An 18,907-nucleotide genomic window follows, 5' to 3' on the forward strand; every position below is an offset into this window, starting at 1 on the left:
ATGCTACTTGAATGACAAGAAAAACTCACTGGGATGACAAGACTGAAACAGACTAGAAATTAAACGCTACTCCAGCTTCTGCACCAACAGCGCTGTAAAGGACATTGATCTCTTTAGTAGCTGATACTGCTTCTTTATTAAAACTAGCACCATAAGAACCAAAATAACGAGCACCAGCATAAAGCTTGATTTCTGGGGTTACATCATAACTAACACCAGCTTTTGCTTGATAAGCAAAACCAAATCCTTTTTGATCTTTAACTGCACTAGCTTCTGAAGGATTGCTGATATATGCTGCACCAACACCAACACCAACGTATGGAGTGATAGGCATATCTTCAATCGCTATATCGTAATAAACGTTAACCAATCCTGAAAATGCTGCCACACTGTTTGCAACAGTTGTTGGAGTAAATGTTGCACCACTAACGTCGTTTTTGTTTAGTTGTGAGTAAAGTCCCTCAACATCAACCCTGATATCGTCCATTTTATAACCAAATGCAGCACCACCAGCCATAAAAGATGCTTTTAAAGGATCATGAACTTCGGTTCCTTTTTTATATTCAATGCCGTCAATTCTTGTTTTAAAAGGTAAAACTTCACCATTATATTGCAAACGAACATAGTAGCTAGTTTCTTCATCACTTATTGGACCAATAGGGTCTGATGAAAAAGCAGAGTTTGATAGGCTTAGCAACGTCACTAAAGCAGCTGCCGAAAAAAACTTTTTATAATGCATAATTGCCCTCGTTAAAAAAATTAAAATTCCACTTTAGCAGTCTAAATAATAACTAAAGTTAAGTCAAGTGCTAACTTAATAACACAAAACCTTCTGTATCTTAACTAACTTTTAGGAAAATACAAAGATTTTATTAATTAATAAATAGAGTTACTCTACTTTTTTTACTCTTGATCTTCTGACACCTATTTCACTAATGTCTTTTTATCTTCTGATCTGCATTCATCATTGTGAATTGCTTCGTATTCATGCAGTAATATGAATGTACTTCATGGAAGTACTAGTATAAAAGGAAAACGCTTAGTTACTGCATTAAGGCAAACTTCAGTAGTAAATTTAAAAAGGAAGTTTAATTCCAGACGGTAAACCCATCATACCTGCAAGATCAGAAGTTGCATTTGCCATATCTTCTTCTGCTTTTTTGATGGCATCATTGAATGCTGCTGTCACTAAATCTTCTACTATATCTTTTTCTTCATTTCTCATAAGCTCTAAGTCTATATTTACCTTTTTAGCTTTATAGCTACCTATTTTTATCACTTCCACTAATACAGAAACTTTACCACCACCAGAAATACCTTGAAACTCTTTTCCAATATACTTTTCTTGAGCTTCCGCAAGCTTTTTTTGCATTTCTTGCGCTTGCTTCATTATTTGACTGAAATCCACAACCTACTCCTTATTTTCTATATTAACTACCTTTGCACCTTTAAACGTATTTAATATATCCTTAACTGCAGGTGCATAATTTAAATTACTCACTTCCCTATTCATATAACTCGTATCAACTATAATAACCCACTCCTGATTAGTAGCTTGATTTAAGTAACTTTTCAAGTCATTACAAAAATTACTATTCAAGTTAGATACAGCTTTTAATTTTAAATACCCAAATTTACAATCTATTAATTGTAGATTACTACGCAGTTGTTTGTAAAGATAAATTTGGTTACTCCGCCTTAATAGTTGCAAAATCTTATCAAAATCGTAATTTTGTTGTTTATTTTTCACATGGATCCCAGTGTCACGCACTGGGATGACAGAGTGGGGTTTTTCCACATATTTTTTTGGATCCGAGTAGTCAGCTACTTGGATGACAGAGGGGGAAGGTGCAACAGGTCTGCCCTGTCTATTTCCTTGCTCTACATTCTGTGAAAGAATTTTTTTGATCACCTGTTCCGGAGAAGGCAAATCAGAAAGATAACAAAGGCTAATTAATATCATTTCAGCGGCAATTTCATTGCATGTTGAAACCTTTATATCTTGAATACCCTTAAGCAGCACCTTCCACAATCTCGAAAAAAATATTAAAGACTTTTTTGTACTCAAATCTTTTACTCTGCTCTTCTCATATTCTGTATCAATCTCTTTTATAATTAAAAAACGGCATATTAACTGGATTGTTTGCAGTAGATCTTCAAAAATATTGAGCGGATTTGCTGTTTTTACCACATTGTCGAATACTAACAAAGCCTTCTGTAAATCACTATCTAATACTGCTTCCAGTAGATCAAATATAACGTTTCTATCTACTAGACCAAGTATGTCTGTAACACTTTGAGTGGATATTGTACCATCTTTGCTATATAGCACTGCTTGATTCATCAAAAATAAAGCGTTACGCATTGAATTGCTACAGTGATGCGCAATTAATTCCGATGCTTCTTTTTCAATAAAATAATTTTCTTTTTGTGCAATATCATTTAAACGCTCCATTATCTTAGCTGAAGGAATGTTATGTAAGTCAAACCTTTGACAACGTGCAATAACAGTTATTGGTATCTTTTTTATTTCTGTAGTTGCTAGAATAAACTTTACGCTAGATGGTGGTTCTTCTAGAGTTTTAAGTAATGCATTAAATGCATTACTGGATAACATGTGTACTTCATCTATAATGTAAACTTTAAATTTAGAACTTATTGGTAAATAGCAAATATCTCCCAAGATCGCTCTAACATCCTCAACACTAGTGTGACTTGCCGCATCGATTTCAACTACATCTGGATGGCTTGAATTTTTTATTGCCAGACAACTTGTACATGATCCACAAGGTTCAAAAGTTGGCCCCAATGAGCAATTCAAACATAAAGCTATTATTCTTGCAGTGGTGGTTTTACCAATTCCACTGCTACCAGAAAGCAGTATAGATTGTGGAATTTTGTTGAGAGTAAAAGCATTTTCTAGTATACGCACCAATATATCTTGACCTACTAAATCTTTAAAGCTACTAGGACGATATTTTAATGCTATGTTCATAGCCTAGATAAAACAAATAGTACAAATAGGTATGCAACCCAAAAAGATTCTGATATGGTTGCTTCATTTCTGACCTGACCAAGTTACAGAATTTTTGCCTGCATACCTTATAAAAGGTTATACTTTTTTTTTTTTTTAGCAAGGTATATTCTATATTAATCTTATAATTTATATGTTAGACCTTTTGCAACATTACTTTGGAATAAACAGCTGTTACCTAAAATACTCTTCTTCTGTCATCCCAGTGCCCAGACACTGGGATCCAGAAAACTTAATTTTAAATGAATACATTAGGCTGTTGTATAATAAGAACTGGATTCCAGTTTCAATCACTGAAATGACACCCTTCCGGTGGGGATTGCTCTCAAACTACAATGTTCGTACAGTTGTACTGGGATCCAAGTATAAAAATATTTGGAAATTATACAATGGACAATGGATTCTAGGAGTATATGTTAAAAGTAATGTCCATAATGAAATAAGCTGGATTCCAATGTCACGTACTGGAATGACAACATATAGGCATTGGAATAACAAAAGAGGAATATTATGATTTTATATCATTTTCCTCTTTGTCCGTTTTCACGAAAAGTTAGAGCTCTTCTCAAGGAAAAAAAGCTGAGTTGTGATTTGGTATATGAAAATCCATGGGAAAAGCGGAATGAATTCATGGAGATCAATCCAATCGGACAAGTACCAGTATTAATAGATAATAACTTTGTAATAGCGGATAGTAATGCCATTTGTGAATATATAGAAGAGACTTACAATAGCGACGTCAAATTACTTGGTTCATCCACTATTATTAAGTCTAAAATACGCGCTTTAATCAATTGGTTCGATAGCAAATTTTACAATGAAGTTACTAAGTATATTATGAATGAAAAAGTAATTACTAACCGCAGCCCTGACTCTAGATTTCTTCATGCAGCTCAGCATAACCTGCCTTACCATATGGAATACATCGAACACTTAATTAACAAGAACGTTTGGCTTGCAACCGATAAGTTCACTTTAGCCGATATTACTTTAGCATCACATATTTCTATAATAGACTACGTAAATAGTTTCCCATGGGAAAAAAGTAAGATTTTAAAAGAATGGTACTCCATTGTTAAATCAAGGCCTTGTTTTCGCGAAATATTATTAGAGAGAGTTTTTGGCTTAACTCCCCCTAGACATTACGCTGACCTTGATTTTTAACTTGCGTTAGTTTTAAAGCTACAGTCATTCCTTCGTCAGTAGGAATCAATATGGAGAAATATTTTTTTTCATCTGACAATCTATCGTTAAACTCTCTCATAGCATGCCATGACTTTTTTGATACTTCTTTTGGAGGAGATTCTAAAAATACTGTATCAAATAATAGAGTGTTATCTGCAACGATTAGCCCATCTTGTTTAATGTATGACTCTGCCCAATCTAAATACTTAGGATAACTACTTTTGTCAGCATCGATGAATGTCATGTCAAATGGTGCCTTTGCTGATAATTCATTAATTTTTTCCAGTGCATCACCTTCTATTAGAGTAATTTTATCACTTAGATTAAAAGCACTAAAATTTTTTTTTGCTATTCTTGAGTGTTGAGGATTATTTTCTATTGTATATATATGACCATCTTTCGGTAAAGCTTTTACCATACAAATTGACGAATAACCATATAAAGTGCCAATTTCAACTATGCTTTTAACTTTATGGATTTTGATAAATAAATTTAATAATTTTCCTTCTTCAGGAGTGATTTGAATACGTTGTTTCTTATCAAGAGTACAATGTTCTTCTATTTTTTTATACTCTTTTGCAAATAAGCTTCTTATGTACAACGATTTTCTGCTAAAGTTATGACGCATTAAGTTTTATAATATAAACTAAGGAGGTTTAATCTATATAAGATTTATAAATATAACAATAGAGTTAAGAATAATAAAATTTTTTATTTTAAGTTGTTATTTTATAAAGTAAAATTTTAAGTGACAAAGATTATTATATATTTTACTATGGTTAACTAGTATAATAACCAATTGTTATACTAGAATTAAGGGATCGTTTATTTACATCTCTCTTAAAATGTAATTTTTATAATCAATTAGAGGGGGTTATATGTCTTATAACATTGCTAACGAAATTGAAACGTTAAGCAAGAAATCTAATAATAATGAAGGAGTGAAATTACTGCACAATCCAGCTTATCGCGAGAAGTACAAAGAACGCTTTAACGAAGCTCAGAAAAAAGTTATGGATATGGTCCAATTTTATGATGGAACGATAGTATTAATAGAGAATAAAATTGCTATGTATTATTATGCTTGGCACAGTAAAAAAAGAGAGTTTGAGCGTAAAAAGCAACAAACAGTATCAAAAAATAATGATTCAGCATAGGGTTTTTATATGGTAAGCTACAGTGTTATTACTTCACTATAGCTTTTCCATATAACTCATCTATTACATTAGTGAAGTATTCCAGCTCTCTATATCCTTCATGTTTGATTTTACCATTCTCTACATATGATTTGTCATCGTTAAGCTTGATGATGAATACAGGAGTAGCTGTGATATCAAGTTTATTAATTGCAAGTGATTTATCATTTATAATTTTGTCCATCATCTTTTTATCATTAATGCATTTGTTAAATACATCTTGCTTCAAATTGCTTAGTGCAGCAATTTTTTGTAGTATAGTTAAATCACTAAAATTAGAGTAGTTCCATGAGTCTATTGCATTAAACACAGCTTTGTTAAAATTAAAATAGTCCTCTTCTTTTTCATAGCAATAACTTAGCATTGCAGCTTTTAATCCTCTGTAATCTAGAGGAAAATGACGGAATATGTATAACATCTTACCTGTATCTATGTACTTCTCTTTGATTTTAGGAAAAACTTTCTTATGAAAAAGAGAACAGTGATAACAAGTGAGCGAGGCGTATTCTATCACTAAAATTGGCGCTTTTCGATCTCCTAATAATTTATCATCAGGCAATAGGGACAGTAGTTCTTTTGGTGTTATTTCATCAGTTTTTTGAGTGTTGGGTAAGTTTTGTTCAATAGCTGCATAAGAACTAACACTTATAAAAATAAGTAAGAACAATAATCTAAAAATCATTACAATGAAAATACTTAACTTATTAAAGAATTTATGCATTTATATAAGTGATGTCAAGATAACTTTTGTTTAGCAAGGCTTTCTAGTCTGTCTTTGAATGCAGTAATTATTTTATTTTGTGCATATTTATACACCGAGTTTAATAAAGTAGAAAACAAATTGGATTTAAACTCAAACTCTATATAGAACTCTACCATAGTTTTATTTTTGCTCATAGGAGTGAATTTCCATTCGTTGTATAAATGTTTAAATATTCCATTTGAGGACACAGCTTTTATCCAACTTTCATTTATTCCATTTGGAGCAAGGGAGGTCACTTCTGATGTGTAACTTCCTTTAATGCCATGAAAAGCTGCAAGGAGATCCACAATCATTTGGCTATCAGTTTTTTCTTTTATATAAACAGCTTTGCACCAAGGAACAAAATCAGGATATTCCTCAACGTCAATTACAACTTGAAATATCTCACGAGATGAACAGAAAAAAACACCTTGTTCTTTATATTGGTGTAACATAAATCTGAATAATAAAAATGGGATCCACATCTACCGTCAGTCTTAGTAGATTCCTGAGACCTAAAGTTAAGGTGGGTATCACATACTAATTTCAATGAAATTAACAGAGGCAATCCCCTTGATCAGAAATTATCGCTCGGGAAATTTAACTTAACTCATAACGTATAGCATAGACCCCTATTAATTATAGATTATTTATATAGAGTATGTCTATAGGTATGTTAGAGCTAGCGACTATTATTTTGCCTTTGTTAAATTTTGCATTTTAAGTATCATAGCTAATAAATACATCTTATGAATGTTATTAAGCTCTTAACCATTTTTATTTTAATATCCTCAAGTGCTTACGCGAGTTGTATAGGTCACAGAACTTTTGTGCTTGCCATGAAGCAGCAAGTAGATAATACGTCTATGAAAGGGAATAGAAAAAATTCAGAACATATACACGAAAAGCTTCGGAAGATCATTCAGAATAATGTTAACCTCAAAGAAATATCTCGATTTGTAATAGGGAAATATTGGAATTTATCTACTCAAAAAGAAAAAGAAGAGTTTCTAAAAGAATATGAAGTATATCTCGCGCGTTTGTGCACTAAAATTTTGTATAAATACATAAATAATAGTGAAATGATTATAATGAGCTCAAAGGTAGTTGATGATGAAACTTGTTTAATTGGTACAAGACTTTCTTATGGTGATGAGGAATTTACAAGTATTGACTTTAAAGTTACTAAGAGTGATAGCTCTTTCTTAATAAGTGACGTTGTAATGAGTGGGATAAGTATCGCTATTAATCAACGTTCTCAATTTAGTGAAAAGATCGACACGAATGGCATGGCAAGTGTAATAGATGAATTAAAACGTAACAATAATTTATGATATACATGCCTCATTGGCCTAAGCTGATTGGCAGTAGGCCAAAGGATTTTTCTCTTGATCGCATAAAAAGTTTTCTAAATAAATTGGGTAATCCCGAGAAAAAAATACCGCCAATAATTCACATAGCTGGCACTAATGGCAAAGGATCAACACTATCATTTATAAGATATATAATGCAAGCAGCAGGGTATAAAGTTCATACGTACACTTCTCCACATTTAGTGAATTTTAATGAGAGAATAGTTGTTGCAGGCAATGATGTCGATGATAGTGAATTACATAACTCACTGGAAGAATGCCGTATAGCAGTTGCGGAACAACCTATCACTCTATTTGAGGCCACAACAATTGCAGCTTTCTTAGCTTTTGCTCGTCATAAAGCGGATATTACTTTAGTGGAGGTGGGTATGGGTGGAAGGCTTGATGCAACAAATGTTATAGATAATCCGATCCTAACGATCATCACTTCCATTGCACTTGACCATACAGAATATCTTGGTCCTACCGTAGAAACCATAGCAGGTGAAAAGGCTGGAATAATGAAACCTAATGTTCCTTGCGTAATAGCACCACAAGAAAAATCTATAACGAACACATTAGAACATCATGCAATAAATAAGAAATCTCCTCTGTATAGAGGAGGACTTGAATGGAATTGCGAAAAACAGAATAACAGGATGGTCTTTCAATCGACTATTCAATCAATAGAATTTTCTTTGCCATCTTTAAAAGGAGATCATCAAATAATCAATTCAGGAAACGCAATTGCAGCATGTAGCATTTTGAGTGGGAAGTATGGATTTAATATTGGAGAAGAGGACATTGCTTCAGGTTTACAGAGCACTTATTGGCCTGCGCGGCTAGAGTCCATAAAAGAAGGTAATTTAATTTCTTTATTACCAAAAGATTGGCAATTATTTCTAGATGGCGCGCACAACAATGATGGTGCCAAAGTGTTAGCTAAGTGGGTAAGAGACAATTTTGCTGAAGGTATCTATATGATCTTTGGTGTTACTCGTAACAGAAACGTTGCAGAGTTCTTAGAGCACTTAAAGCCATACATCAAACTACTATGCGCCGTTTGTGTTAAATCTGAACCTAAAGCAACAAGTACAGATTTAATCAGAGAAGGAGCTAATAAGATAGGAGTAAATGCTATTGAATGTGAATCAATCAGAGATGCTATATCAAATCACATACTAAAAGCTTCTATACAAAACGTCAAAACCATACTAATCTGTGGCTCGTTATTTTTAGCCAGAGATTTGAGTATGGAGAATAATCAACCTACTTGATGAGCCGAGACGTTAAAAGCACCATCAGGATTTACAATGCTGCTTGGCTTTTCGGTTGATGCTCCTATAGGTACATTTTGTTCGTCACCTATTCCTTCAGTTTTTATAAGATCTACAACTTTCCTCTCGTAGATTTCACTTGCTAAGCGTAATAATAAACTACAACCTAGTACTGTAGCAAATCCAATGAGTATTTTACTGTCTACGCAACTAGATTGACACTGTAACACCAAACCTGCTACTAATAAAATAGAAGGAAGATAATTTGAAATTTGGGAAGTAAGAATTAGATATTTAAATGCTTTACTTTTGGATATTTCATCTTTTAGCTCTTCTTGATCTAAATTTTCACCTTGTTCCCATTGAGGATTTTGCAAATCCATAGCTTTTTTTCAATAAAGAAGCTATCAAATAAACAGATAAGAAAAAAGTTGTAACAAATGTTATTAGAGTCGCACTAAACAAAATGCCAGGTGCATCAGTAAAATTAGCAGCCTTATATAGCTTAACCGCCAAGTAAATATACGACACTAATGACGAGATGAGCAGTAGGATATTTACCCGAGTAAAAACAGCATAATACTCTGCACGCTTATCATTCTGACCTTGCTGAATTGATTGTAAATACCTTTTCCATTCCTCAGGAATGATTAATCCCTTATTCTTTCCACTTAGTGGTTTAATATATTGCAAAAGTGCTGCTTTATTTCTGTTAAGGGCTTGTATTTTTTCATCGCTACCTCCTGTTTTATCTGGGTGACACTTTATTGATAACCTTCTATAATTTTTTGCTATTATATTAGATATTTCTAAGAGCCTGTTCATAATCTTTTCAGAAGCAAAGCAGCGAAAGCAAGAACGACCATTTGCAGGCTAGTGTTGAGTTTCCGCTCGCAATTTTTCCACAATCGCCTACATTTTTGCAACCAAGCAAAAGATCTCTCAACAACCCATCTTTTCGGCAATACGACAAAGGTGTGTAATTCGCTTCACCTCAACAGTTGCACCAATAGTTACTTTCATCTGTGTTGCAAAATTTTCTCCTGTGTAGCCAGCATCAACTAGTATATTTTTAACTTCAGATAGGTTTTCTTTAGCATTTTTAACCATTCTCACAGCGCTACTACGATCAGTTATTTCTGCCGTTGTTATATAAATTGCGTGGGGTAAACCTTGTGTATCTACCGCAATATGGCGTTTTATTCCTGAAACCTTTTTGCCTGCATCATAGCCTTTTTCTTCAGCAGTATCTGCATTTTTTACGCTTTGTGCATCAATTATGCAGAAGCTGGTTTTTTCTTTCCGACCATTGTTTTGTCGGACCACGCCAACTATTTTTTTTAATACCAGCTCCAGAACACTTTCTTTATTTGCATCTGCTTTTTCACTCCACTTCTTAAAATAGTCGTAACAATTCCGCCATTTTGGAAACTCTTTTGGTAACATTCTCCACTGGCAGCCACTTTTTAAGACGTATAACACTCCACAAAATACATGATATAAATCAAGTGTTCTTGGCTTTGTCCTCTTCCTGCAAGACTCCAGATCTGCTACAATAATCTCAAACTTTTCTCGACTTATATCACTTGGATATAAACTTCGCATATCCTACTTTATATACTTTATCCTCTCATTCTATCCCTTTTTTGAGATCACGTACAGGCTCTAAGAAGTTACGACCTTCTACTTCTTGTACTTGAATGCCTATCTCTTTGAATAAACTTTCATTATAATCGTATTCTCTTTTTCTTAACTTATATCCCATATCTCCACCTAATAAATTAACTAACTATTAATACTTTATAATATATAAAATTCTAAATTATGTCAATTCTTTCATTCATGCTTATTGTATGAATTATTTCTTTCACGACTGCCATGACAAGTGTATGAAAATTATCATTTAGTGCATAATAATGTTTAGGGTTACAGTTTTCATTGGTCATTTGAGTTACTCAAATCCAATTCATGCCAGTTCTATCTATCTTGTCACTTAAGTAGCCCTTTTTGTGTAATCCCAGTACCCTCTCTTTGATGTCATCCAAGTAGCTGACACTGGGATCCAGTTAAATTTACGAGTATAAAAGTAATCAATGTTTTGATGATTATGAAAAAGCTGGATTCCAGTGACCATCTACCATATAAATAGTACCTTCAAAAACAAACGTTAGTGCGGTTGTGTGTCCCACGCTGAATTACTTTAGCTACAAATATTAAGAAATTTACTAAGTAAAAAAAAGACAAAAGAACCCCCGTATAGCGAGTTTTGACCCTATAATAATTTAAATTGGCGTTATAATAATGTGCTAACGCTTATTTTAAGCGCGATTTGGCTGAATGTAGAAAAAATTTAAAAGACATGCAGCCGCTATAATTTTTATGTAATTTGCCAATAAATATCTGAGTTTTTTACTGAATTTTGCTGTTAAATCCGCGGAGATTAAAAACAAGGATAAATACTCTTGCTATCATAGTAAGGGGGATGGCGTAATTTGTCAAGTTAAATAAGCTAACTTATTAACATGTAATAATCAGGGAGCTATTGCAGATGTTAATGTTCACTAGCTTTGAGGTTTTAGTTTCATCTATTTGCGACTGACTAATCATAGTTCGAATGAAATTAGTTGCCATAAAGGTACAGCCTAGAATAAAAAAAGCAACGGAAATAAAGGGGATAATAGGAAATTCAAGAGGTAATATAGATGTAATTCCTCCTATTAAAAATGAAACGTTAGATGTAATGTCGAGGCAGATCTTCATTAATTTATCTTGCCAAGAGGTATCGAGTTGCTTATTAAGGCCACACTGCCTAAAATGATCAGTTAATGACCATATATTTAAAGCAAGCGAAAGTGCACTTAGCATAGTGCTGACAATAGTACAGTACAAGCTTAAGGAAGAAATATTTAGGGCTAATGCTGCTATGTACCCACTCAAAGAAGCAATAGATAGTGCAGTAACTAAGCGTTTTGAATAAGTTCGTATTTTTTTCCTGTAAATAAGCCTCTCTTTCTCATAACCCATAAACTTAGCAGTAAATTCATATTATATCATAACATTAATTGACTTGAAAATCAATACAGAGTGCCCGAGAGAAGACTTGAACTTCCACAACTTGAAAAATTACTAGCACCTGAAGCTAGCGCGTCTACCAATTCCGCCACCCGGGCTTTTTGTGATTTACTATGTTAAAATAAAATAATATACTCAAATAGTTTTTAGCTCAAAGGTAATGCCAAATCTAGATCAAATATTTTTTGCTCAGAACAATGTTAATATTAATAATGTATATAAAATAGTCAACAACGCTTTGAGCAATAGTGATGGTGGTGAGCTATTTTTAGAGTTTTGCCAATCAGAATCCCTAATTTTTGATGATAATATATTAAAACATATGGATTTAAATATCAGAAGAGGATTTGGTCTAAGGTCTTTTTGTGAAGATAGTACGTCTTTTGTTTGCTCTTCTGAGATTAGCGAAAAAGAAATTAGTAAAGCTGCTTCTATGGTAAAAAGTTCAGCATCTTTAAGCAAAACAAATTCAGTAAACTTAAATGAGGAGGCAAAAAGCCTGTATTCAACGATTAATCCCATAAATGAAATGGACCTGAACTCAAAAATTAAACTGCTCAATGAGATTAATGAGTATGTAAGGTCGAAGAATAACTGCGTGAAGCAGGTAAAAATAACTCTAAATGGAGAATGGCAAGCTGTACAAATAATAAAAGATGATCACAGGTTAAGCGATATTAGGCCTTTGGTACGTTTTAATGTGCTAGTCATCGCAGAGAAAAATGGCCGAGCTGAGAGAGGTTCTGCAGGGCACGGTGGAAGAGACTCTTATAGTAAATTTGTTTCTGAGAAGAAGTGGAAAGAAGTTGCAAACCAAGCGTTAGAGCAAGCGCTGGTAAATCTTGAGGCAATTCCAGCTCCGGCTGGAGAAATGACGGTTGTTCTAGGTCCAGGTTGGCCTGGAGTACTATTACATGAAGCTGTAGGTCATGGACTTGAGGGCGATTTTAACCGTAAAGGAATCTCGGCATTTTCAAATTCTATGGGTAAACAAGTGGCAGCCAGTAACATTACTGTAGTTGATGATGGAACTCTACCTAATTTGTGTGGTTCTATTAGCATAGATGATGAGGGTACTTCACCTGGCTATAATGTGCTGATAGAAGATGGAATTCTCAAAGGATACATGCAGGATCATATGAACGCTAAACTCATGGGTGTAAGCCCAACTGGTAATGGTAGAAGAGAAAGTTACAAAGAAGTTACCATGCCACGCATGACAAACACCTATATGCTGCCAGGAAAACATACACCAGAAGAAATAATATCTAGTGTAAAGAAAGGTCTATATGCAGTAAATTTTGGTGGTGGACAGGTTGATATAACATCAGGAAAATTTGTTTTCTCATCTTCGGAAGCTTATCTAATAGAAAATGGTAAAATTATACAGCCAGTTAAAGGGGCAACACTCATTGGTGACGGTCCAACAGTGTTGAAAAAAGTATCAATGATTGGTAATGATCTAAAGTTAGATCCTGGTGTTGGTACGTGCTCAAAAAACGGACAAAATGTGCCTGTTGGAGTTGGTCAGCCAACACTCAAGGTCGATGCAATAACTGTTGGTGGAACTGAATGTTTAGATAAGGGCTAAGCGAACTCAGCTCATGCTGTACAATTGTACAAATATTATAACCATTATTCAAGTAGCTCATATAGATGCAAAAACTACTTAACAAATCTCTCTGCCTTCCTTGCCATAACGTGTATAACAATCTCACAAAAAATAATATCATAGAATTCAATAGGTGATCTTTAAGAAATCCTTAAGAAAAGTAAAATACTGTTTAAATAGGCCGATATAGATCGTTTTACGATATAATAAAATTATTATAAACAAGAACTTATAAACTCTAGCAAATGAATTTGTGAGTTTAGTGGCGTTAGGAATACCTGGCTCTTTTATGTGGATTGACATTCTCAATAACCTGCTCTAGAGATAGATTATATAATTTTGACAAGGTTCTTGGCATGTGATATTTTTCTCGAATATAGGGAATGGTATAAATGACTTTATATCTATATCCAGCTCTAGGGGAAGCTTCAATGTTTACGTCCATCCCTGATAAAGGATATTCTATGTCCATGTGCAGCTTTGGGGGATAGTTCTACTTTGAAGATTTCTTTCACTTTTACTATTGCGACTCCCGATTGGCTTTGTTGCATAGCTCAGATAAAAAGAACTGGCAGTTACTGACGAAATTCACTATAAAACAGGCATTTAACCTACGAAAGAAAAATATGCCAACTAAAATGAAGGTCAGTAACTGCCATGAATATAACAGATTTCTGCAAGAAAGAGGAAATATTTTTCATTTTATTAATGAGGCAATAGAAAATTGGTACGAAAATAGCTCCAAAATGCGAGGTGGAAATTATATTTATAGTAATAAAGTTGTGATTTTAGTGCATATAGTCGCTAGTCTCTTTAGAATTGGCTTAAGACAAACGGTAGGGTTTATAAAAGGATATTTGCAGCAAGTAGTTAGCAGTCATTAGCTATTCGCAGGCTTCAAGAAGGTTTAAAAAGCTCAATATTAAGATCAATGATTGCAGAGTTGACAAAAACAATATGGAAGATATTGAAATTACCATAGACAGTACAAGTATCAGATAATACCCCTGGTCACAGTAAGGAAAATAGCGAAGTATCGCAGTTATAAACAGGTAAGAAAGCTACACGTAATATTGAGTATAAATAGTAAAAAAGCTATAGCTGCACAATATAGCAATGGTGCCTACTCCGACCATTATGGTGCTTGCGACTTGCTCAGCTTTCAGCATGCTATAAAAGCATTATATGCAGACAGAGCCCCTATGATAGGCGCAAGCTTTATACATTGTGCAAAAATATGATATAAAGACAAAAATTTTACCGAAAAATCGTGCAGCGGAGCATACAAAATTGGATTATATGGCTGAAAGGAATGCTGCCATTAGATTATGTGGTAAAGACGGTGTGAAAGAGTGGAAGAAGGAAGCGGTTTATGGAAAAAGGTCATATATTGAAGGATTTTTTTCAAGATTAAAGCAAATATTTGGGTTTAGTTTTAGAAATAGATCTGAAGTAAATCGAGAAAAAGAGTTGCTAATAAAATGTTACTTACTCAATAAATTTACTGATATTGGCATGGCTAAGTTTGAGGTAGTTTCATGAATTTATTATGCTTTACCCACTATCCGATAAGCGATGCAACAAAGCCATCCCGATTCCACTGAAATCACTCTTTCCCTTAATTCATATTGATATGGTGACTCCATTTATTCCCTCACTTTCAGCTTTTTCTTGCTTTACCATATCTCTTCCCCTCTTGTCTCTATCTTTATGTATTAAGCTATATAACTCAAAATCTTGATGAAATGCAGAAAAGTTTTTTTAATTTCAGCTCCATCCTCGAAGAGTTAGAAAATAATTTTAAGCAAGTTAGTCAGAATTTTTCTGACGCAAAGGAACAAGTTTTAAATTTAGCTGTCAACTCTGAAGATTTGGCAGGCAAATTTCTTAATTATCACCCGAATATGTGCATAGTATAAAATTAGCTTGATAGACTTCAAGAGCTTTGCCTATGAAGTCAGTGTGCTTCTTGAAATGCAATATACTTTTATTACTTTAATTATGAAAATCCGTTAAGCCTTCTTGCCAATTACTACAATATTTTCACTTGGAAAAAAGTAGTCAGGTATAGCCATGTTTTTTGGTGCAGGACCGCCAATCACTCGGCCTGATGTGTCATAATATGAACCGTGACAAGGGCAGAACCAACCGTTGCCGTCTTTTGTAGCGTGATCAACTGGTATACATCCAAGATGGGTGCATATTCCAATCATAATTAACCATTCATCTTTCCCTTTGTATACTCTTTTTTCATCTGATTCAGGATCTCTCAAATTTTCTACATCTATGTCTCTTGCAGCCTCAATCTCTTGTTTTGTGCGCTTGCGGATAAATACTGGCTTACCTTGCCATTTTACCTTTTTTCCTTGTCCTTCTTGAATATCAGATAGATTAACCTCAACCGTAGAAATCGCTAAAACCTCAGCAGAAGGATTCATAGACTTAACCAATGGCCAAAGACCGCTTGCAGCTCCTATACCTGCCATGGCACACGTAGTTAATGTGATAAAATCTCTTCTACTCTTATTTTTGGCAAAATCTTTAACAAGAGATGTTTTTTTATTCTTCTCATTTGTCAATGATTTTTTATTTTTAGTTAACTTCTTATCCATCAATCTCTACTTGAACATAGACATATATTTTAATTTAAATACTATAGATTAATCAATAGAAATTTGCACTATTTGCTTAACCTTTGCTATACAGTTAAGAAGAAACAGAGTTTTCAATTTCGGAAATACTATCTTCAGTGGAATCAGGATCCTCAATTTTCGCTACTGACACTACCTTTTCTCTACTCTCTGTTTTAAACAGAGTGACTCCTTGAGTGCTACGTCCTGCAATTCTGATATCATTTACTGAAATACGAATTAACTTTCCTTTATCTGTAATAAGCATGATATTATCACCCTGTTCAACTGGAAAGCTAGCAACAACATTACCGTTTCTGTCGGTAGTAAGGATATTTGTAATACCAACACCACCTCTATTTGTTACCCTATACTCGTACGCAGAAGTTCTTTTACCAAAGCCATTTTCAGTAATAGCTAATATGAACTCCTCATTCATTGCAAGTTTTAAGAACAGTTTGTTATCTATTCCTAAATCATTCAAAGTTTTTTCCAATTTAGAATCAATTGAGTTGTTGGTTACAGCTTCCATCCTTTTTGCAAGCGGAACTCTTAAGTAAAGCTCTTTTGTTTCTGTTGCAATACCTATGCCGTTTAGTATGGTCATGGATATCACACTGTCATTTTTTGCAAGTTTGATACCTCTTACGCCATCTGAATTACGACTCTTAAATTGACGCACATCGCTTACAACAAATCTGATGCTTTTTCCAAGTGTTGTTGAAAGTAGAACATGATCAATTTCGCTACATACTTTAACTGATATTAACTTATCCCCTTCGTCGAGCTTTATTGCTATTTTTCCATTGCTTGGAATATAGTGAAAATCCGCTAAAGAGTTACGCCTTATGTTCCCATGAGCAGTAACAAAAACTATATTTTGATTTTCGTCATTCTCACTTGGAAGCGGCATAATGTTAGTTATTGTTTCACCATCACTAAGCGGAAATATATTAACAAGCGCTCTTCCACGTGCAGTTGGTTCTGCAAGAGGCAGTTTATAAACCTTTAATCTGTAAACTCGACCAGTATTAGAAAAGAATAAAAGACTAGTGTGGGTATTTCCAACAAATAATTTTGTAATTACGTCCTCCTCTTTTAATCCCTGTCCTAGCTTTCCCTTTCCACCACGATGCTGGGTTTTATAATGAGAGAGTTTCACACGTTTGATGTAACCATTCATAGTTACGGTCACTACCATATCCTCTTGTGGAATTAGATCTTCAGCTTCGATGTCCATATCTGATTCTTCTATTGAAGTTTTTCGCGGCACAGTAAATCTGTTCTTTATTTCTTGTAGATTGTTTTTTATTTCTTTCATCAACTTCTCTACTGAGCCAAGAAAAGCGATATATTCTTTTATCAGGTTAATCATTGAACTTAGCTCAGCTTCTAATTTGTCTTTTTCAAGGCCTGTTAAACGTTGCAATTTCATGTCAAGAATAGCTTTCGTTTGCAGCTCAGTTAATCTATACACTCCGTCTTTCAAAAAGCTCGTGCTGTCTGAGATTAATCTAATAATTGTGCTTATCTCAGCTGAAGTTTTCCATTCTTTATTTAAAAGTTCTCTACTTGCTTCCGCAGGATCTTTTGCACCACGGATGATTTTTATCACTTCATCTATGCTCAAGACCGCAATGTAGAGCCCTATATATATATGAGCTTTTTCCCTCGTTTTTCTTAGACGAAACTCTGTTCTCCTGATTAATACTTCTTTTCTAAAATCAATAAAAGCAGCTATAATTTCTTTCAACGACATCAAAGCAGGCCTGTTGTTGTTGAGGACTAAAGTGTTAACACTAAAACTACTTCTTAGTGGAGTTAGTCCCAATATTTGATTAAGTATAAAACTTGCTTCAGCATTTCTTCTGAGGTCAATTACTACCCTAATACCAGACTTATCAGATTCATCCCTAATTTCTGTTATGCCATCAATTCTTTTTTCTTTTACAAGCTCACCTATCTTCTCAATTAATTTTACTTTATTTACCTGGTAAGGTATTTCATCAATCACTATTGCTTGCCTATCTTGTGGCAGGTCTTCCATGTGAGTCTTGCCTTGCACAACAATTGATCCACGACCCGTTGCAAATGCTGATCTTATTCCAGACCTTCCAAGAATCGTTCCCCCAGTTGGGAAATCCGGTCCTGGCATCACTTCAAGTAACTCATCCAAAGTAACTTCAGGATTATCTATATATAACATACAAGCATCTATTATTTCTCCAAGGTTGTGAGAAGGAATATTGGTTGCCATACCAACTGCAACACCGCTTGCACCATTTACCAATAGATTCGGAAATTCTGCAGGCAGTACAACAGGCTCTGTTTCATTTCCATCATAGTTTGGCCTAAAATCAACTGTATCTTCGTCAATATCATTTAGTAAAAAATGCGACACTCTGTGGAGCCTTGCTTCTGTATATCGCATTGAAGCTGGCGGATCTCCATCTATCGAACCAAAGTTACCTTGCCCATCAATAAGTGGTAAAAGAAGAGAAAAATCTTGAGCCATCCTGACCAAGGAGTCATAGATAGCCATGTCACCATGTGGGTGATATTTTCCCATTACATCCCCGACTATACGAGCTGCTTTTTTATACGGTTTACCGGCATCGAACCCAGCCCTCGACATTGCGTATAATATGCGCCTATGAACAGGTTTAAATCCATCTCGCACATCAGGTATAGCTCGACTTATGATCACACTCATTGCATAGGAGAGATAAGAATCCTCTAGCTCTTTCACTATTGAAACTGGTACTATGTTGTCTTGCATTTTCTATACTTTGATTGAAATAATTGTA

The 18,907-nt window shown here is 34.2% G+C and carries 20 protein-coding genes, 1 tRNA gene, 2 other RNA genes and 2 pseudogenes; 8 read left to right on the top strand and 17 right to left on the bottom strand.

Translation table 11 applies throughout. From position 1 onward, the window contains the following. Positions 1 to 52: 52 nt before the first annotated feature. The 4 genes from ABWU64_RS05970 to ffs form a co-directional block, all read right to left on the bottom strand. Positions 53 to 739 (bottom strand): P44/Msp2 family outer membrane protein, encoded by a 687-nt coding sequence (locus tag ABWU64_RS05970; RefSeq protein WP_353279518.1) that lies wholly within the window; start codon positions 737 to 739, stop codon positions 53 to 55. A gap of 336 nt (positions 740 to 1,075) precedes the next feature. Then, positions 1,076 to 1,390 (bottom strand): YbaB/EbfC family nucleoid-associated protein, encoded by a 315-nt coding sequence (locus tag ABWU64_RS05975; RefSeq protein ID WP_341816075.1) that lies wholly within the window; start codon positions 1,388 to 1,390, stop codon positions 1,076 to 1,078. A gap of 21 nt (positions 1,391 to 1,411) precedes the next feature. Next, positions 1,412 to 2,995, bottom strand: a complete 1,584-nt coding sequence (gene dnaX / locus ABWU64_RS05980) for a DNA polymerase III subunit gamma/tau (RefSeq protein ID WP_353279519.1) — start codon at positions 2,993 to 2,995, stop codon at positions 1,412 to 1,414. Positions 2,996 to 3,010: 15 nt separating this feature from the next. After that, an RNA gene (gene ffs / locus ABWU64_RS05985) (signal recognition particle sRNA small type) lies at positions 3,011 to 3,109 on the bottom strand. Positions 3,110 to 3,224: 115 nt separating this feature from the next. Here ffs and ABWU64_RS06470 point away from each other — a divergent pair. Together ABWU64_RS06470 and ABWU64_RS05995 are read left to right on the top strand one after the other, a co-directional pair. Continuing rightward, positions 3,225 to 3,341, top strand: a pseudogene (locus ABWU64_RS06470) (WPE palindromic element domain-containing protein); the annotation flags it as partial. A 203-nt stretch (positions 3,342 to 3,544) separates the two neighbouring features. Further along, positions 3,545 to 4,198, top strand: a complete 654-nt coding sequence (locus ABWU64_RS05995) for a glutathione S-transferase family protein (RefSeq protein WP_015588152.1) — start codon at positions 3,545 to 3,547, stop codon at positions 4,196 to 4,198. Here the strand turns inward: ABWU64_RS05995 and ABWU64_RS06000 are convergent. Further along, the gene (locus tag ABWU64_RS06000; RefSeq protein ID WP_353279520.1) at positions 4,170 to 4,847 is read right to left on the bottom strand and encodes an O-methyltransferase; all 678 of its coding nucleotides are present in this window, start codon (positions 4,845 to 4,847) and stop codon (positions 4,170 to 4,172) included. The two genes, ABWU64_RS05995 and ABWU64_RS06000, sit on opposite strands and share 29 nt — an antisense overlap. Positions 4,848 to 5,097: 250 nt before the next feature. Here ABWU64_RS06000 and ABWU64_RS06005 point away from each other — a divergent pair, with 250 nt between their 5' ends. Then, positions 5,098 to 5,376, top strand: a complete 279-nt coding sequence (locus ABWU64_RS06005; protein ID WP_015588151.1) for a DUF2671 domain-containing protein — start codon at positions 5,098 to 5,100, stop codon at positions 5,374 to 5,376. A 28-nt stretch (positions 5,377 to 5,404) separates the two neighbouring features. On the opposite strand, the gene ABWU64_RS06010 is transcribed toward ABWU64_RS06005, so the two are convergent. The 3 genes from ABWU64_RS06010 to ssrS form a co-directional block, all read right to left on the bottom strand. Further along, positions 5,405 to 6,097, bottom strand: a complete 693-nt coding sequence (locus tag ABWU64_RS06010; RefSeq protein WP_015588150.1) for a thioredoxin domain-containing protein — start codon at positions 6,095 to 6,097, stop codon at positions 5,405 to 5,407. A 53-nt stretch (positions 6,098 to 6,150) separates the two neighbouring features. After that, positions 6,151 to 6,612, bottom strand: coding sequence for a type II toxin-antitoxin system RatA family toxin (locus ABWU64_RS06015; protein WP_015588149.1), 462 nt, complete (start codon positions 6,610 to 6,612; stop codon positions 6,151 to 6,153). Positions 6,613 to 6,629: 17 nt separating this feature from the next. Further along, positions 6,630 to 6,791, bottom strand: a non-coding RNA gene (gene ssrS / locus ABWU64_RS06020) — 6S RNA. A gap of 115 nt (positions 6,792 to 6,906) precedes the next feature. On the opposite strand from ssrS, the gene ABWU64_RS06025 reads away from it, so the two are divergent. Beyond that, the gene (locus tag ABWU64_RS06025) at positions 6,907 to 7,491 is read left to right on the top strand and encodes a phospholipid-binding protein MlaC (protein ID WP_015588148.1); all 585 of its coding nucleotides are present in this window, start codon (positions 6,907 to 6,909) and stop codon (positions 7,489 to 7,491) included. Beyond that, positions 7,488 to 8,786, top strand: coding sequence for a bifunctional folylpolyglutamate synthase/dihydrofolate synthase (locus tag ABWU64_RS06030; RefSeq protein ID WP_015588147.1), 1,299 nt, complete (start codon positions 7,488 to 7,490; stop codon positions 8,784 to 8,786). Before ABWU64_RS06025 ends, ABWU64_RS06030 begins: the two co-directional genes overlap by 4 nt. On the opposite strand, the gene ABWU64_RS06035 is transcribed toward ABWU64_RS06030, so the two are convergent. The 7 genes and pseudogenes from ABWU64_RS06035 to ABWU64_RS06070 form a co-directional block, all read right to left on the bottom strand. Next, positions 8,774 to 9,169 (bottom strand): hypothetical protein, encoded by a 396-nt coding sequence (locus ABWU64_RS06035; RefSeq protein WP_353279521.1) that lies wholly within the window; start codon positions 9,167 to 9,169, stop codon positions 8,774 to 8,776. The genes ABWU64_RS06030 and ABWU64_RS06035 overlap by 13 nt on opposite strands. Further along, a complete protein-coding gene (locus ABWU64_RS06040) occupies positions 9,135 to 9,611 on the bottom strand; it encodes a hypothetical protein (RefSeq protein ID WP_353279522.1) in 477 nt (158 codons plus the stop codon). Before ABWU64_RS06040 ends, ABWU64_RS06035 begins: the two co-directional genes overlap by 35 nt. Next, positions 9,608 to 10,391 (bottom strand): annotated as a pseudogene (locus ABWU64_RS06045) (IS5 family transposase). The gene ABWU64_RS06040 and the pseudogene ABWU64_RS06045 overlap by 4 nt, the downstream one beginning before the upstream one ends. A 25-nt stretch (positions 10,392 to 10,416) precedes the next feature. After that, a complete protein-coding gene (locus ABWU64_RS06050; protein WP_353279523.1) occupies positions 10,417 to 10,551 on the bottom strand; it encodes a hypothetical protein in 135 nt (44 codons plus the stop codon). A gap of 52 nt (positions 10,552 to 10,603) precedes the next feature. Continuing rightward, positions 10,604 to 10,732 carry a hypothetical protein gene (locus tag ABWU64_RS06055; protein ID WP_353279524.1) on the bottom strand — a complete coding sequence of 43 codons (129 nt, stop codon included), beginning with the start codon at positions 10,730 to 10,732 and terminating at the stop codon, positions 10,604 to 10,606. A gap of 571 nt (positions 10,733 to 11,303) precedes the next feature. Beyond that, positions 11,304 to 11,810: a hypothetical protein gene (locus ABWU64_RS06065; RefSeq protein WP_341815646.1), complete on the bottom strand. Its 507-nt coding sequence runs from the start codon at positions 11,808 to 11,810 to the stop codon at positions 11,304 to 11,306. Between the two features lie 61 nt (positions 11,811 to 11,871). Then, positions 11,872 to 11,956 (bottom strand) — tRNA-Leu (locus ABWU64_RS06070). Positions 11,957 to 12,018: 62 nt separating this feature from the next. Here ABWU64_RS06070 and tldD point away from each other — a divergent pair. From tldD to ABWU64_RS06085, 3 genes are all read left to right on the top strand, one after another. Continuing rightward, positions 12,019 to 13,449 (top strand): metalloprotease TldD, encoded by a 1,431-nt coding sequence (tldD, locus tag ABWU64_RS06075; protein WP_353279525.1) that lies wholly within the window; start codon positions 12,019 to 12,021, stop codon positions 13,447 to 13,449. Between the two features lie 647 nt (positions 13,450 to 14,096). Further along, the gene (locus ABWU64_RS06080; RefSeq protein ID WP_051063876.1) at positions 14,097 to 14,354 is read left to right on the top strand and encodes a transposase; all 258 of its coding nucleotides are present in this window, start codon (positions 14,097 to 14,099) and stop codon (positions 14,352 to 14,354) included. A 343-nt stretch (positions 14,355 to 14,697) separates the two neighbouring features. Continuing rightward, entirely contained in the window at positions 14,698 to 15,012 is a 315-nt protein-coding gene (locus tag ABWU64_RS06085; RefSeq protein ID WP_341815644.1) for a hypothetical protein, read from the top strand. A gap of 470 nt (positions 15,013 to 15,482) precedes the next feature. Here ABWU64_RS06085 and petA read toward each other — a convergent pair whose 3' ends face one another. Together petA and gyrA are read right to left on the bottom strand one after the other, a co-directional pair. After that, positions 15,483 to 16,082, bottom strand: a complete 600-nt coding sequence (gene petA / locus ABWU64_RS06090; protein ID WP_015588143.1) for a ubiquinol-cytochrome c reductase iron-sulfur subunit — start codon at positions 16,080 to 16,082, stop codon at positions 15,483 to 15,485. Positions 16,083 to 16,176: 94 nt separating this feature from the next. Continuing rightward, positions 16,177 to 18,879, bottom strand: coding sequence for a DNA topoisomerase (ATP-hydrolyzing) subunit A (gene gyrA, locus ABWU64_RS06095; RefSeq protein WP_353279526.1), 2,703 nt, complete (start codon positions 18,877 to 18,879; stop codon positions 16,177 to 16,179). Positions 18,880 to 18,907: the final 28 nt, after the last annotated feature.

Source organism: Wolbachia endosymbiont (group B) of Xanthorhoe designata (assembly GCF_964028585.1).
Lineage (GTDB): Bacteria > Pseudomonadota > Alphaproteobacteria > Rickettsiales > Anaplasmataceae > Wolbachia.

What these genes read in the sequence shown, in the direction of transcription:
- ABWU64_RS06025 (WP_015588148.1), top strand. Translation starts at nt 6,907, where the DNA reads ATGAATGTTATTAAGCTCTTAACCATTTTTATTTTAATATCCTCAAGT.
- ABWU64_RS05995 (WP_015588152.1), top strand. Translation starts at nt 3,545, where the DNA reads ATGATTTTATATCATTTTCCTCTTTGTCCGTTTTCACGAAAAGTTAGA.
- ABWU64_RS06015 (WP_015588149.1), bottom strand. Translation starts at nt 6,612, where the DNA reads ATGTTACACCAATATAAAGAACAAGGTGTTTTTTTCTGTTCATCTCGT.
- ABWU64_RS05975 (WP_341816075.1), bottom strand. Translation starts at nt 1,390, where the DNA reads ATGAAGCAAGCGCAAGAAATGCAAAAAAAGCTTGCGGAAGCTCAAGAA.
- ABWU64_RS06055 (WP_353279524.1), bottom strand. Translation starts at nt 10,732, where the DNA reads ATGACCAATGAAAACTGTAACCCTAAACATTATTATGCACTAAATGAT.
- ABWU64_RS06010 (WP_015588150.1), bottom strand. Translation starts at nt 6,097, where the DNA reads ATGATTTTTAGATTATTGTTCTTACTTATTTTTATAAGTGTTAGTTCT.
- ABWU64_RS06030 (WP_015588147.1), top strand. Translation starts at nt 7,488, where the DNA reads ATGATATACATGCCTCATTGGCCTAAGCTGATTGGCAGTAGGCCAAAG.
- gyrA (WP_353279526.1), bottom strand. Translation starts at nt 18,879, where the DNA reads ATGCAAGACAACATAGTACCAGTTTCAATAGTGAAAGAGCTAGAGGAT.
- ABWU64_RS06080 (WP_051063876.1), top strand. Translation starts at nt 14,097, where the DNA reads ATGCCAACTAAAATGAAGGTCAGTAACTGCCATGAATATAACAGATTT.
- ABWU64_RS06040 (WP_353279522.1), bottom strand. Translation starts at nt 9,611, where the DNA reads ATGAACAGGCTCTTAGAAATATCTAATATAATAGCAAAAAATTATAGA.
- dnaX (WP_353279519.1), bottom strand. Translation starts at nt 2,995, where the DNA reads ATGAACATAGCATTAAAATATCGTCCTAGTAGCTTTAAAGATTTAGTA.
- ABWU64_RS06050 (WP_353279523.1), bottom strand. Translation starts at nt 10,551, where the DNA reads ATGGGATATAAGTTAAGAAAAAGAGAATACGATTATAATGAAAGTTTA.
- ABWU64_RS06065 (WP_341815646.1), bottom strand. Translation starts at nt 11,810, where the DNA reads ATGGGTTATGAGAAAGAGAGGCTTATTTACAGGAAAAAAATACGAACT.
- ABWU64_RS06005 (WP_015588151.1), top strand. Translation starts at nt 5,098, where the DNA reads ATGTCTTATAACATTGCTAACGAAATTGAAACGTTAAGCAAGAAATCT.
- tldD (WP_353279525.1), top strand. Translation starts at nt 12,019, where the DNA reads ATGCCAAATCTAGATCAAATATTTTTTGCTCAGAACAATGTTAATATT.
- ABWU64_RS06035 (WP_353279521.1), bottom strand. Translation starts at nt 9,169, where the DNA reads ATGGATTTGCAAAATCCTCAATGGGAACAAGGTGAAAATTTAGATCAA.
- ABWU64_RS05970 (WP_353279518.1), bottom strand. Translation starts at nt 739, where the DNA reads ATGCATTATAAAAAGTTTTTTTCGGCAGCTGCTTTAGTGACGTTGCTA.
- petA (WP_015588143.1), bottom strand. Translation starts at nt 16,082, where the DNA reads ATGGATAAGAAGTTAACTAAAAATAAAAAATCATTGACAAATGAGAAG.
- ABWU64_RS06000 (WP_353279520.1), bottom strand. Translation starts at nt 4,847, where the DNA reads ATGCGTCATAACTTTAGCAGAAAATCGTTGTACATAAGAAGCTTATTT.